The 11,745-nt window shown below is 62.3% G+C and carries 11 protein-coding genes and 3 pseudogenes; 9 read left to right on the forward strand and 5 right to left on the reverse strand.

Going from position 1 to position 11,745, the window contains the following annotated elements; genetic code table 11:
- Positions 1-115 precede the first annotated feature (115 nt).
- From HQ843_RS08940 to HQ843_RS08955, 4 genes and pseudogenes are all read left to right on the forward strand, one after another.
- Positions 116-781 (forward strand): amino acid ABC transporter permease, encoded by a 666-nt coding sequence (locus tag HQ843_RS08940; RefSeq protein WP_180898751.1) that lies wholly within the window; start codon positions 116-118, stop codon positions 779-781.
- Between the two features lie 16 nt (positions 782-797).
- The gene (locus tag HQ843_RS08945; RefSeq protein WP_180898749.1) at positions 798-1,571 is read left to right on the forward strand and encodes an amino acid ABC transporter ATP-binding protein; all 774 of its coding nucleotides are present in this window, start codon (positions 798-800) and stop codon (positions 1,569-1,571) included.
- A gap of 3 nt (positions 1,572-1,574) precedes the next feature.
- Entirely contained in the window at positions 1,575-2,648 is a 1,074-nt protein-coding gene (locus tag HQ843_RS08950) for a saccharopine dehydrogenase family protein (protein WP_180898747.1), read from the forward strand.
- A gap of 198 nt (positions 2,649-2,846) precedes the next feature.
- Positions 2,847-3,138: pseudogene (locus HQ843_RS08955) on the forward strand (transposase); the annotation flags it as partial.
- Here the strand turns inward: HQ843_RS08955 and HQ843_RS08960 are convergent.
- Together HQ843_RS08960 and HQ843_RS08965 are read right to left on the reverse strand one after the other, a co-directional pair.
- Entirely contained in the window at positions 3,129-3,395 is a 267-nt protein-coding gene (locus HQ843_RS08960; RefSeq protein WP_180898745.1) for a cupin domain-containing protein, read from the reverse strand. The pseudogene HQ843_RS08955 and the gene HQ843_RS08960 overlap by 10 nt on opposite strands.
- 197 nt (positions 3,396-3,592) lie before the next feature.
- A pseudogene (locus tag HQ843_RS08965) lies at positions 3,593-4,261 on the reverse strand (TonB-dependent receptor plug domain-containing protein); the annotation flags it as partial.
- Between HQ843_RS08965 and HQ843_RS08970 the strand changes: the two are divergent.
- From HQ843_RS08970 to HQ843_RS08985, 4 genes and pseudogenes are all read left to right on the forward strand, one after another.
- Complete coding sequence (locus HQ843_RS08970; protein ID WP_371822053.1) at positions 4,210-4,851, forward strand: ATP-binding cassette domain-containing protein; 642 nt, start codon at positions 4,210-4,212, stop codon at positions 4,849-4,851. The pseudogene HQ843_RS08965 and the gene HQ843_RS08970 overlap by 52 nt on opposite strands.
- Entirely contained in the window at positions 4,841-5,746 is a 906-nt protein-coding gene (locus HQ843_RS08975; RefSeq protein ID WP_180898743.1) for an ABC transporter substrate-binding protein, read from the forward strand. The genes HQ843_RS08970 and HQ843_RS08975 overlap by 11 nt, the downstream gene beginning before the upstream one ends.
- 146 nt (positions 5,747-5,892) lie before the next feature.
- A pseudogene (locus tag HQ843_RS08980) lies at positions 5,893-6,366 on the forward strand (iron chelate uptake ABC transporter family permease subunit); the annotation flags it as partial.
- A 14-nt stretch (positions 6,367-6,380) separates the two neighbouring features.
- The gene (locus HQ843_RS08985; protein ID WP_180898741.1) at positions 6,381-7,040 is read left to right on the forward strand and encodes an iron chelate uptake ABC transporter family permease subunit; all 660 of its coding nucleotides are present in this window, start codon (positions 6,381-6,383) and stop codon (positions 7,038-7,040) included.
- Between the two features lie 103 nt (positions 7,041-7,143).
- On the opposite strand, the gene HQ843_RS08990 is transcribed toward HQ843_RS08985, so the two are convergent.
- The 3 genes from HQ843_RS08990 to HQ843_RS09000 form a co-directional block, all read right to left on the reverse strand.
- On the reverse strand, positions 7,144-7,944 hold the full coding sequence (locus tag HQ843_RS08990; RefSeq protein ID WP_180898739.1) for an ATP-binding cassette domain-containing protein: 801 nt from the start codon (positions 7,942-7,944) through the stop codon (positions 7,144-7,146).
- Positions 7,920-8,993: an ABC transporter permease gene (locus HQ843_RS08995; protein ID WP_180898737.1), complete on the reverse strand. Its 1,074-nt coding sequence runs from the start codon at positions 8,991-8,993 to the stop codon at positions 7,920-7,922. Before HQ843_RS08995 ends, HQ843_RS08990 begins: the two co-directional genes overlap by 25 nt.
- A gap of 113 nt (positions 8,994-9,106) precedes the next feature.
- Positions 9,107-10,141 carry a sugar ABC transporter substrate-binding protein gene (locus tag HQ843_RS09000; protein ID WP_180898735.1) on the reverse strand — a complete coding sequence of 345 codons (1,035 nt, stop codon included), beginning with the start codon at positions 10,139-10,141 and terminating at the stop codon, positions 9,107-9,109.
- A gap of 190 nt (positions 10,142-10,331) precedes the next feature.
- Between HQ843_RS09000 and HQ843_RS09005 the strand changes: the two genes are divergently transcribed.
- Positions 10,332-11,546, forward strand: coding sequence for an ROK family transcriptional regulator (locus tag HQ843_RS09005; protein WP_246710324.1), 1,215 nt, complete (start codon positions 10,332-10,334; stop codon positions 11,544-11,546).
- The last annotated feature ends 199 nt before the right edge of the window (positions 11,547-11,745 follow it).

Raw genomic sequence — 11,745 nt, forward strand, 5'->3', positions numbered from 1 at the left:
CGGGCTTCACCAAAACGAGGGGAACCCACATGGAAAGAAAACGGCATCAAGAGCAGTGTTCCGGGCAATCGCTGGCCCTGACAAGGCATCGGCATGACAGCCAGGGAGCAAGGTGATGCAGTATCACTGGGATTTTCATTCGGTATGGCAGTATCGCGACCTGTTCGTGTACGGCCTGGGTATCAGCATTGTCTACACGTTCGGATCGATCTTTTTCGGTGTGTTCCTCGGCTTCGTCACCTGTGCGGCCCGGCTGTCGCGGTTCAGGATATTCAACTGGATCGGACGAATCTATCAGGAAATCTTCCGCTGCAGTCCGCTTCTGGTGCAGTTGCTCTGGTTCTACTACGCCTTCCCGCTGCTGATCGGCGTCAATATCGACAACCGGTTTGCCGCCATGCTGACCCTGTCTCTCTATGTCGGCGCCTTTTACGCGGAGATCTTCCGCGGCGGGATCGTATCCATCGACAAGGGACAGCGCGAGGCGGCCGCCGCCATCGGCATGAGCCCGTTCCAGTCGATGCGTCGCATCATTCTCCCACAGGCGCTGAAACGGGTGCTGCCGTCCTTCATCAATCAGTCGGTCATCCAGTTCAAGAACACCTCGCTCGTCTCCGTCATTTCGGTTGCCGATCTCGCCTATATGGCCGCGGTGGTGAACGGACAGACCTACCGGCCACTGGAATCCTACACGGTGATGGCCGTGCTCTACATTGTCGTGCTGCTGCCTCTGATGCAGGCCGCGGACTGGTTTGAAAAACGGCTCAGGGTCAGCGACTGAGGGAACGGAGAAGAACATGACACAGCAAAGCCAGACCGGTGCGCCGGTTCTCGAAGCTGCCGGCCTTCAGAAAAGCTACGGCATTCACGAAGTTCTCAAGGGAATCGACCTGACATTGTCGCGTGGCGAGGTGGTCGCCCTGATCGGTCCCTCGGGGTCCGGCAAGTCCACCTTCATCCGCTGCCTCAACGTCATGGAGACGCCCACCGGCGGCACGATCCGTTTCCGCGGGCGCGATGTCGGCACCAGCTTCCGCGATGCCGGCGACACGGTCGGTATCGGCACGCTCAGGCGCCATGTCGGAATGGTGTTCCAGCATTTCAATCTGTTTCCGCACAAGACGGTCCTCGAAAACGTCATCGAAGGTCCGGTGATCGTCTGCCGCAAGCCGAAGAAAGAGGCCATCGCCCACGCGATGGAACTTCTGGCCCAGGTCGGACTCGCCGAAAAACACGCCGCTTATCCCAACCACCTCTCCGGCGGCCAGAAACAGCGCGTCGCGATTGCCCGCGCGTTGGCGATGGAGCCGGAGGTACTGCTGCTCGACGAGGTGACGAGCGCGCTTGATCCCGAACTCGTGGGCGAGGTTCTCGCCGTTATCCGAAAGCTCGTTGAAGACGGCATGACCATGGCGATCGTGACCCATGAGATGGCCTTTGCCGCCGATGTCTCGAGCCGGGTTCTGTTTCTGGACCAGGGCGTGATCGCGGAAACCGGTTCGCCCGATCAGGTGATCCTCAATCCGCGAAATCCCCGGCTTCAGGCCTTTGTTTCCCGCTTCAGGGGGTAGACCATGGACAAGTTCAAGATTGCGATCTTCGGCGCGGGCAAGGTCGGTTCGGCACTCGCGGCAACGCTTTGCCTGACAGGAGACATCGACGTCACGATCATCGACCCCTCGGAAGAGGCGCTCGACACGTTTGCGGCACTCGGCCTTCCGGTCAAGGCGATGCGCGCGCGCCAGAATGAAGGGATGCCCGCCGAGGCGCGCGGGAGCGATCTGATCGTTGCCGCCGCCCCCGATTGGGCGGCATCCGGCATTGCCGAGCTTGCCGGCGCCTCGAGCGCGCATTTTCTGGATTTCTCCCCAGCGCGGCCGGAAAATCTATCTCTGATGCAACAGCTTGCCCGAACACGCGTGGTGCTTTCGGGCGCCGGCGTGGCGCCGGGGCTGGTGGAAAACATTGCCTGCGGGCTGATGGACCCCGGACGGGCGATCAGCGATCTGACGATCCGGGTGGGATCGCTTCCGCGCTATCCCACCAACCGGTTGGGTTATGGCCAGATCTGGGACATCGACGCGATGATCGAGGAATATACCCAGGCCTGCGAAGCCGTGCATGACGGAAAGGCGGTGTTCCTGAAACCGCTGGAGCATCTCGAAAAGGTCATTCTCGACGGAACGGTCTATGAGTGCTTCACCACCGCGCGGGGCCTGTCCGACCTGACGCCCTATCTGGAGGCAGGGGTCGGGAATGTCACCTTCAAGACCCTGCGCTATCCCGGCCATCTCGATTACATGCGCTTCCTTCTGGACGATCTGGGACTGAAAAACCGCCGTGACATGCTGAGATCACTGTTGATGAACGGACTGCCTGTCATTGATGAAGACGAACTCCTGCTGTTCCTGACAGCGCGCAGCACGCATCGCAACCGACCCGCCGAGCGATCGCTGTCCCTGCGCTTTCGCTCCGACAGGCATCAGCCGTTCAACGCCATGACATCGGTCGCCGCGGCTTACGCCGCGAGCCTGATCGACCTGCTGCGCAAGGGTGCGTTCGGCGCGAGCGGCATGGTGGCGCACCACCGGATCGAAAGCGAGCAATTGCTGGAAAACACCTTCCTCAAGCGGCTGCTGGTGGCATGAACACGGGAACGCGGCATCCTCCGGCGGCCCGAGAACCCTTCCGGTGGAATGGAGGCGTTCTGTTTGCCCGAACCGATCCTTCCACGCGAAGAAGCCTGCGCGGCATAGCCATAGCTATGGCGAAGGCTTCGACAAAGTGGAGGGTCGGTTTCGGCAAACCCGCAAGAGCGGCATTCCATGATCCAGGGATCATGGCACGAGGAAAATATCCGCATCGTTCTGGAAGGCATAGCGCGGTGACGATGGTATCGCGGCGCTATGTCGGCGCGAGGGTATTGCAGAGAGCATGTACTACACCTGGTCGAAGGAATTTCTGGAAGCAGGCATGAGGCGGTTGGCAGGCGATACGTCCCGGGCCGCAACCACAGATGAAGTGAAAGCGTTGCGCCGGGACGCGCGCGACCTGAAAGAAGCCGTGGCCGACAGACACTGGAACTGCGTCTTCTCAAAAAAAGCATGATCGGGGCGACGAGGAATGCGCTATCTCGCTCCGGGACCGTAGTTGAACGTCCGGGCATTGCTGACAGCATTGAAGCCCGTCATGCGGGCCTGACCGCTGAGATAATACTGAATCTCGTCCGCATCCGGATGCCGATGGATTTCGCGTATGCCGCGCGGTTCGATTTCGATCATCAGCATCGCCATCGGCGTAAGCTCGAAATTCTTCGAGTCGATGATCTTGGTCGCGCCACCCGGCCATTTGCTTTCAGGGACCTCGTGGCTGCGGAAGACGTATTTTCCGGTCATGTTGCCGGTGCCAAGTTCTTCTCGTGCCTGTTCGATCGGCTGACGGAAGATGTATTTCTCCGATGCCGGGACATTATCGAAAGCGCTTTCCGGAATGAGATCGGCGCTGGAACCGATCTTCGGGTTGAAGAAGGTCGCGGCGCTGACATAGGGCGTGATGCCGTTTTCGAACTCATACCGAAATATGTGGGTTCGACCGTGCCGTAATAGGGCGGGAAGCCGTTCGAACCGGTGTTCTGGTCGAGATAGGAATAATAGGCGTAGACGTTCAGCGATGTCTCCTCGTCCGGCGACCAGGTGATCTGCGGCATCAGGACGCCGCGGAAATCCTCCGACTGGTCGGCATATTCGTCGCCGCCGGCGATCTTGCCGGTAAAGCGCCAGGAAATGCCCTGATCGTCGGTCGTGCCGTTAACGTCGAGATCGAGATAGGCATTGCCCAAATTGTTGATCCCGATCTCGCTGGAGCCGAAATCCTCCTGCTGCAGACGCTTCGAAACCATGTTGACGATACCGCCGGGATTGGAGCCGCCGTAGAGAACCGAGGCCGGCCCCTGCAGCACTTCCACACGCTCGAGGAAATCAGAGTCGATCTGGAACCCGCCGAAGCCGTCGGACCACAGGTTGAGCCCGTCCAGATAAACGCCGGTCTGTGTCGCGTCGAACCCGCGGACATAGATCCAGTCGGTATCCTGGTCGACGCCGAAGGGCTGGGCGTAGACGCCGGTGGTGTAGCGCAGCGCTTCGTCCACCTTGCCGCTCGAACCCCGGTCATCGAGCTCTTCGCGGCCGATGACGGACACGAATTGCGGGATTGCTGAAACTCCTGGCCCGTCAGGAGACGCCGTCGGCGGGAGAGATCCTGTTCGGGGGCCGGCGATTGCCCGATATTCCGCCGCGAGCATTCGCGCGCAATATCGCATATCTGGCACAGGACACGTCTGCCGCGACAGGCATGACCGCGCGTGAGCTGGTTGCCTGCGGACGTTACCCCTGGCATGGCGCGATCGGCCGCTTCAGCGAGGCGGATCGCGAAAAGGTCGAAAGCGCCCTGGCGATGGTCGGGCTCGAGGTGATGGCGGAACGCATGGTGGATACGCTTTCCGGCGGTGAGCGGCAGCGGGCTTCGATCGCCATGCTGATCGCGCAGGACAGCCGGTGCCTGCTGCTGGACGAGCCGACCTCCGCGCTTGATATCGCCCACCAGATCGAGGTGTTGAGCCTGATCCGCGACCTTTCGCACGACAGTGGCCTGACGGTGGTCATCGTCCTGCATGACATCAACATGGCGGCGCGGTTTTCCGATCATCTCTACGCCCTGAAGGGCGGCCGGCTGGTCGCCGACGGCACCCCTGGCGCATTTCTCACGCCGCAGACCCTGCGCGCGGTGTATGGCGTCGAAATGGATATCATGCCCCATCCGAGCCAGTCCGTGCCGCTTGCCTATGTCCGTTGATGCGACGTCACGCGCGAAACTCAGCCGGCGCTCGTTCGTAGCCGCGCTGGCGGCGTCAGGCACCCTGCCGGCCCTGCCGTCGCGCGCGAAGCGGCTGCCGGGGATTGCCTGCCTCGATTCTGCGGGGGCGTCGACGCTTCTGGCGCTCGGCGTGACGCGCGCTGCCGTCGCATCGCTTTCCGGCTGGGCCAAATGGGTGGGTGAACCCGACATGCCGGAAGGTGTGGCAGATATTGGCTCTTCGTGGGAAGTCAGTTTCGAAGTCCTGGCAGCGCTCAAACCCGATCTGATCCTGACCTCGCCCTTTCTCGCCCACCTGACACCCCGGCTTGGGGACTACGGTCCGGTTCTCAGTCTTGATGTTTATACCGCCGATGGCGGTCCGGTTCTGCCGAAGGCCTTTGCCGCGACCGAACGGCTTGGCGGCGCCATTGGCGAGGAGGGGGCGGCAACGGGGTTTCTGAACACCGCCGAGGCGATCTTCGATGACTGCGCCGAAAGGCTTGTTCGCCTGAGTGTGCCACCCGTCGCGATCATCAGCTTTCTCGATGAACGCCATGTGCGCGTGTATTCAAGCCCCGGACTTTACGACGGCGTCCTGACGCGTCTGGGCGTGGAAAACGCCTGGCGTCGCAGCGCCAATTACTGGGGCTATGAAACCCTGACCGTGGCCGATCTTGCACGGATTTCCGATCCGCAGACCCAGCTCATCATCATGAAGCCGGTCGCGGCCGATATCCTGTCGCGCCTCGAGCAGAGCCCGCTGTGGCAAGCGCTGCCCTTTGCCGCGCCGGAGCGTCGCATCGTGATACCGCCGGTGCTGCTGTTCGGCATGGTCAGCGAGGCGACGCGTTTTGCCGGGCTGTTCACCGAAGCCATGGAACAGCGCGCATGAGGGGCTGGATACGGGGACCGGCGGCCATCTGCCTCGTTCTGGGTGGCCCAGGGCTAGCGATCGCTATATGGGTGATTGCCGGGGTCGGCGGGGGGGGCGGCCGGCGGGGACTATGACATCGCCCGGATGCTGCTTTTTTATTCGACGCTGCCGCGCTGGCTGCCATCGTCACCAGCGCGGTCGGTGTCATCGGGTTTATCGGTCTCGTCGCGCCCACCGTGGCCCGGCTTGCCGGTGCGAGAAGGCCCGCGGAAATTCTGGTGTGGTCGGCGATCACCGGCGCGGCCCTGCTGTTTCTGACCGATAATGCGGTGATCTGGCTTGCGGCCGGCAATAACTGGCTGTTGCCGACGGGGGCGGTGACGGCGATCTTCGGCGCGCCGCTGCTGATCGCGCTTCTGCCGCGCCTCAAGACCCGCCATCGCAGGCCGGAAGCGCCGATGCGCACCGACCTTGCGCGGCATCATCTTCGTTTGCGGCTTGCGCTCGCCATTGTCCTGAGCCTCGCGGTCGTCGCGCTCGCGTTCTTCATCGGGCGCAGCGGGACCGGCGCCTTCACACTGCTGCGGCCTGACCTCTTCGCCGCGATCGGTGGCCTGCGCGCGCCGCGCTCGGCGTGACGGCGGGCGTTCTGATGTTTGCCACCTTGTCGCTGCCCGCGCAGCTTGCCATGGCGGCGGGCGCGCTTGCCGTGATCGCGGTGATCTTCCTGCTCGCGATCCGCTCCGGCCTTGTTCCGGAGCGCGTGCTTCTGGGCGGGATTGCGCTGACCGCGCTCGCCGACGCGGTGATCGGCTTTCTGGGGGCGAGCGGCGATCCGCGGGCGCTGTTTCTGATGCGCTGGCTGAGTGGCTCGACCTACAACGCCGGCTTCTCGCTTGCGGGTCTTGCTGCAGTGGCCGTTGTTGCGCTCCTGCCGCTGGCGTTGCTGTCGCGACGCTGGCTGGAGCTTCTGCCGCTGGGGGATGCCGTCGCCTCGGCGCGCGGTGTCGGCGTCTCCCGTGCCCGGAGCGTATTGTTGCTTCTTGCCGGGCTCATGAGTGCCGCGGCCACGCTTTGCGTCGGGCCTTTGAGTTTCGTCGGACTGATGGCCCCGCATGCCGCGCGCCTCCTGGGCCTCAGGCGACCGGCCGAGATGATCATCGGCGCAGCTCTTCTCGGGGGCGGGCTGATGACCTTCGCGGACTGGGTTGGCCGTATCGCGATCTTCCCCTACGAGATCCCCGCCGGCCTCGCCGCCTCCCTGATTGGCGCGCCCTTCCTGGTCATGCTGATGCGTGGCAAGGGCGGGTGAAGGCTCGCAGCGCTATTCGCCGAACAGGCGGAAGCTCCCCGACAAGGGCAGTTCCCTCCCGTCGGCCCGCCCGCATCCGGAGAGCATCGGGGAACCGGTCTCGTCAGGACGCTGTCATCAGTTCCGGCGGCTCTTTGGCGCCGGTCATGAAGGCGACCGCGTCCGACATGGTGTGATCCTTCGGGTCGATGACGCAGAGCCGCCGGCCGAGGCGATGGACATGGATGCGGTCGGCCACCTCGAAGACATGCGGCATGTTGTGCGAGATCAGGATGATCGGAATGCCGCGCGACCTGACATCGAGGATCAGTTCCAGCACCCGGCGTGATTCCTTGACGCCGAGTGCCGCCGTCGGTTCATCGAGAATGATGACCCTGGAACCAAAGGCCGCCGCCCGCGCCACCGCAACCCCCTGTCGCTGCCCGCCCGACAGCGTTTCCACCGCCTGATTGATGTTCTGAATGGTCATCAGGCCGAGATCGTTCAGCTTCTGGCGGGCGATCCGCTCCATTTCCGGCCGGTCGAGCTGGCGGAGCACCCTGCCCATGAAGCCGGATTTGCGCAATTCGCGGCCCATGAACATATTGTCGGCGATCGACAGCGCGGGCGACATGGCAAGCGTCTGGTAGACTGTCTCGATGCCGGCCTCGCGGGCATCGTTGGGCGACGTGAAGTTGAGGCGCTGGCCGTCCATGTGGATCTCGCCTGAATCCGGCAGCACGGCCCCGGATATGGCCTTGATCAGCGTCGACTTGCCGGCGCCGTTGTCGCCGATCACCGCCAGGATTTCGCCCGGCATGAGATCGAAGTCGCAGTGATCGAGCGCCGTCACCTTGCCATAGCGCTTGACGAGATTGCGGGCCTTCAAAAGCGGTTCGATCATAGTGACACCTTTCTGATCCATTGATCGAGGGCAACGGCCGCGATGATCAGCAGGCCGATCAACAGGTATGTCCACTGGGCATCCGCGCCCAACAGCCTGAGGCCGAGCGTGAAGACGCCGACGATCAGGGCGCCGAACAGCGTGCCGAGCACCGAGCCGCGCCCGCCGAAGAGCGAAATGCCGCCGATCACCACGGCGGTGATGGATTCGATATTGCTCAACTGTCCCGAAGTCGGCGAGACCGAGCCGATCCGCCCGATCAGGGCCCAGCCGGCAAAGGCGCAGATGAGGCCGGACAGTACATAGACCGAGATCAGCGTGCGCTTGACATTGACGCCGGCAAGTTCCGCGGCTTCGGGATCGTCGCCGACAGCATAGACATGGCGGCCCCATGCCGTCTGGCGCAGGACATAGGCAAGCACCATCACCAGCACGATCATGAAGATCACGCCATAGGTGAAGATTGCACCACCCACCGAAAACTTACTCCCGAAGAATTGCAGCAGTGGCGCCTCAGCCTCGATATCCTGGGCGCGGATGGTTTCATTGGCCGAATAGAGAAAATTTGTTGCCAGCGCGATCTGCCACATGCCGAGCGTGACGATGAAGGGCGGGAGTTTGACGCGCGCGACCAGGACCCCGTTGATGAACCCGACCGCTGCCCCGCAGGCGAGCCCGCAGACAATGGCCACTGCGGGCGGAAGTCCGTAGCGGAACGTGAACTGCCCCATGATGACGGAACTCAAGACCATGATCGCGCCAACGGAGAGATCGATCCCCGCGGTCAGGATCACGAGACTTTGCGCCGCCGCGACAATACCGACGATCTGGACCTGCTGCAGGATCAGCGTCAGCGCGAAGGGCGAGAAGAACTTCGACCCCAGCAATGCCCCGAACACCGCGATCGACAGCAAAAGCACAATAAACGGCACCAGCGACGGTGTCTTGTGCAGGGCATGTTGGAGCTTGTCGATCAGCCACTCCGGCTTCTGCTCGAATTCAGCGATCCTTGCGGGGCTTTGCGCAAGCGAGGATTCGTAGTCATCCTGCTCTGCCGTCGGTTCTTGCATGGTCCTCACTCCGACATTGCTCCAGGCATCGGGACCGGACGATCCGTCAGCTCGCTTTCTTGAAACGGAGAGGCCGGTTCACGGCCTCTCCGAAAGGTTCAGGAGAGTTGGCGTCAGCCCCAGCAAAGCTTCATGCCCTCTTCGGCGGAGATCGACTCCACGCCGTCAACCGGATGATCGGTCACCAGGGCAACGCCGGTATCGAAAAAGTTCTTGCCCTCGGTCAGCATCGGCTTGGTTCCGTCGGCGGCAAATTGGGCAATCGCCTCGATACCTTTTGACGCCATCAGCAGCGGGTATTGCTGCGAGGTGGCGCCGATGACGCCATCGGCGACATTCTGGATACCCGGGCAGCCGCCATCGACGGAGACGATCATGACGTCGTTTTCACGGCCGATCGATTTCAGCGCCTGATAGGCGCCGGCGGCGGCCGGCTCGTTGATCGTGTAGACGACGTTGATCATCGGATCCTTGGCGAGCAGGTTCTCCATGGCGCGCTGGCCGCCCTCTTCATTGCCGGCCGTCACATCATTGCCGACGATGCGTGGATCGGTTTCGTCGCCCCAACGGTTGGGATCGCCCAGATCGATGCCGAAGCCCTGCAGGAAGCCCTGGTCGCGCATGACATCGACGGAAGGCTGGCTGACGCCGAGGTCGAGCATGGCGATCTTCGCATTGGCGGCGTCATCGCCGAGCCTTGCGGCGGCCCAGGCGCCGATCAGTTCACCTGCCCTGAAATTGTCGGTGGCGAAGGTCGCATCGGCTGCGTCGATCGGCTCCAGCGAGGTATCGAGCGCGATGACGAGGATGCCGGCATTGCGGGCCTGCTCGACCGAGGGAACGATCGCCGAACTGTCGGACGGTGTGATCAGTATGCCCTTGGCGCCGTCGGCAATGCAGGTTTCAACAGCCTGAACCTGGGTCTCGTGGTCGCCGTCGATCTTGCCCGCGAAGGTCTTCAGGTCGATACCGAGTTCCTTCGCCTTGGCGACAGCGCCTTCCTTCATCTTGACGAAGAACGGGTTGGTATCGGTTTTGGTGATCAGGCAGGCCGAGGTGTCGGCGGCCTGCGCGTTTCCGGCCAGCGCGGCCACGCCAAGCGCCGTTGCACAGTAAAGGGCTTTCGCACTCAGTTTATCGAATGTCATGAGACTTCTCCTCCATTGATCGGCGGACTCTCCCAAGTCCGCATAAACGGCGCCTACCGCCGCATTGACCACAGGAAGCACGATGGCGCAGCCTTTTGTCAAGATATTAAATCACTCCGATTTATTTATTATAGTCAATTTACAATACGTGGGATATGTTGCGCCAATGACTGAATATGGAGCTTGAAACGTGACAACGCATTTCACCGGAGATGATCAGGGGCGCAAAAACCTCACGACTTCAAGAGGATCGAACCAATCGGGCGTGCGCGCCCATAATGAGCGCCTGGTGCTTTCGACGATCCGCCGGAATGGCCCTCTGGCCAAGGCCGAGGTCGCGCGCATGACCGGACTTTCGATCCAGACAAGTGCCGTGATCGTGCGGTCTCTGGAGCAGGAAGGCCTTTTGAAACGCGGAGAGCCGGTGCGCGGCAGGATCGGCCAGCCGTCCGTACCGATGGGGCTGGCTCCCGACGGCGCGTTCTTCTTCGGCCTCAAGATCGGACGCCGCTCGGCCGATATCGTTCTTCTCAACTTCATCGGCGAGGTTCTGGAAAGCGCCCATCTCGTCTATGACTATCCGCGTCTGGACGACATGCTGGATTTCGTCCTGCCGGCGATTGCCGCAATGCGGGCGCCGCTTCCGCAGCAGCGTCTGGCCGGTCTCGGCATCGCCATACCGTTCCGCATCTGGGACTGGGCGCGCATTGCCGGCGCCCCGGACGGAGGGATGGACGAGTGGCGCACCCGCGACATCCGCGCGGAACTGGAGGCACGTCTCGGGCTACCGGTCTATCTGCAGAATGACGCCTCCGCCGCCTGCGGCGCGGAACTGGCCTTCGGCAAGGGACCACGCCCGCAGGACTTCCTGCATTTCTTCATAGGCTACTTCATCGGCGGCGGTCTGGTGCTCGACAACCGGCTTTATACCGGCCGTTCGGGCAATGCGGCGGCACTTGGTTCCCTGCCGATCGCGCAGGCGGATGGTTCATATCGCCAGCTGGCCGATACGGCTTCGCTCTGTCTGCTGGAACGGGCGCTGACCGATGCGGGAAAATCCAGCGAAAGCCTGTGGGGTCCGCCGGATGACTGGGAGGTCGATGACAGCATACTGGAACCCTGGCTGGAGGAGACCTGCAGGAGCCTGGCCGTTGCCATCATCGCCTCCTGTTGCGTCGTTGATGTCGAGACCGTGCTGATCGACGGCTGGCTGCCAGGCGATGTCCGCGCTGAAATTGTCACAAGAACGGCAGCGATCCTCGGCGAGACCGATGTCCCCGGCATCGACAAGCCCGAGCTTCGCGCAGGCACGATCGGTCCGAACGGCCGTTCGCTCGGCGCCGCCAGCCTTCCGCTTTCCGACCGCTATCTCGTCGACCTCAATGCCGTGCTGGTTGCGGGTTAGACGACCCATCTCCGGATGGCTTTTCGACCGCAAAGCAGCGGTGCGAATCTTCACAGATTAATTGCGAAAAAACCACAACCGCTGACTTTCGCTTCCGGGCAGGCAGGGTTTGGAAGTGCTCGGCTTTTTTGAATGCTGATCCAGCGCATGACATCGCTTCGCCAGCGACGGCCGCGCAGAACAACAACCTGAATTATTG

Source organism: Martelella sp. NC20 (genome assembly GCF_013459645.1).
In the GTDB taxonomy this organism is placed as follows: domain Bacteria; phylum Pseudomonadota; class Alphaproteobacteria; order Rhizobiales; family Rhizobiaceae; genus Martelella.

Coding starts and splice junctions, on each gene's coding strand:
- HQ843_RS08940 (WP_180898751.1), top strand. CDS start 116: ATGCAGTATCACTGGGATTTTCATTCGGTATGGCAGTATCGCGACCTG.
- HQ843_RS08945 (WP_180898749.1), top strand. CDS start 798: ATGACACAGCAAAGCCAGACCGGTGCGCCGGTTCTCGAAGCTGCCGGC.
- HQ843_RS08950 (WP_180898747.1), top strand. CDS start 1,575: ATGGACAAGTTCAAGATTGCGATCTTCGGCGCGGGCAAGGTCGGTTCG.
- HQ843_RS08960 (WP_180898745.1), bottom strand. CDS start 3,395: ATGACCGGAAAATACGTCTTCCGCAGCCACGAGGTCCCTGAAAGCAAA.
- HQ843_RS08975 (WP_180898743.1), top strand. CDS start 4,841: ATGTCCGTTGATGCGACGTCACGCGCGAAACTCAGCCGGCGCTCGTTC.
- HQ843_RS08985 (WP_180898741.1), top strand. CDS start 6,381: ATGTTTGCCACCTTGTCGCTGCCCGCGCAGCTTGCCATGGCGGCGGGC.
- HQ843_RS08990 (WP_180898739.1), bottom strand. CDS start 7,944: ATGGATCAGAAAGGTGTCACTATGATCGAACCGCTTTTGAAGGCCCGC.
- HQ843_RS08995 (WP_180898737.1), bottom strand. CDS start 8,993: ATGCAAGAACCGACGGCAGAGCAGGATGACTACGAATCCTCGCTTGCG.
- HQ843_RS09000 (WP_180898735.1), bottom strand. CDS start 10,141: ATGACATTCGATAAACTGAGTGCGAAAGCCCTTTACTGTGCAACGGCG.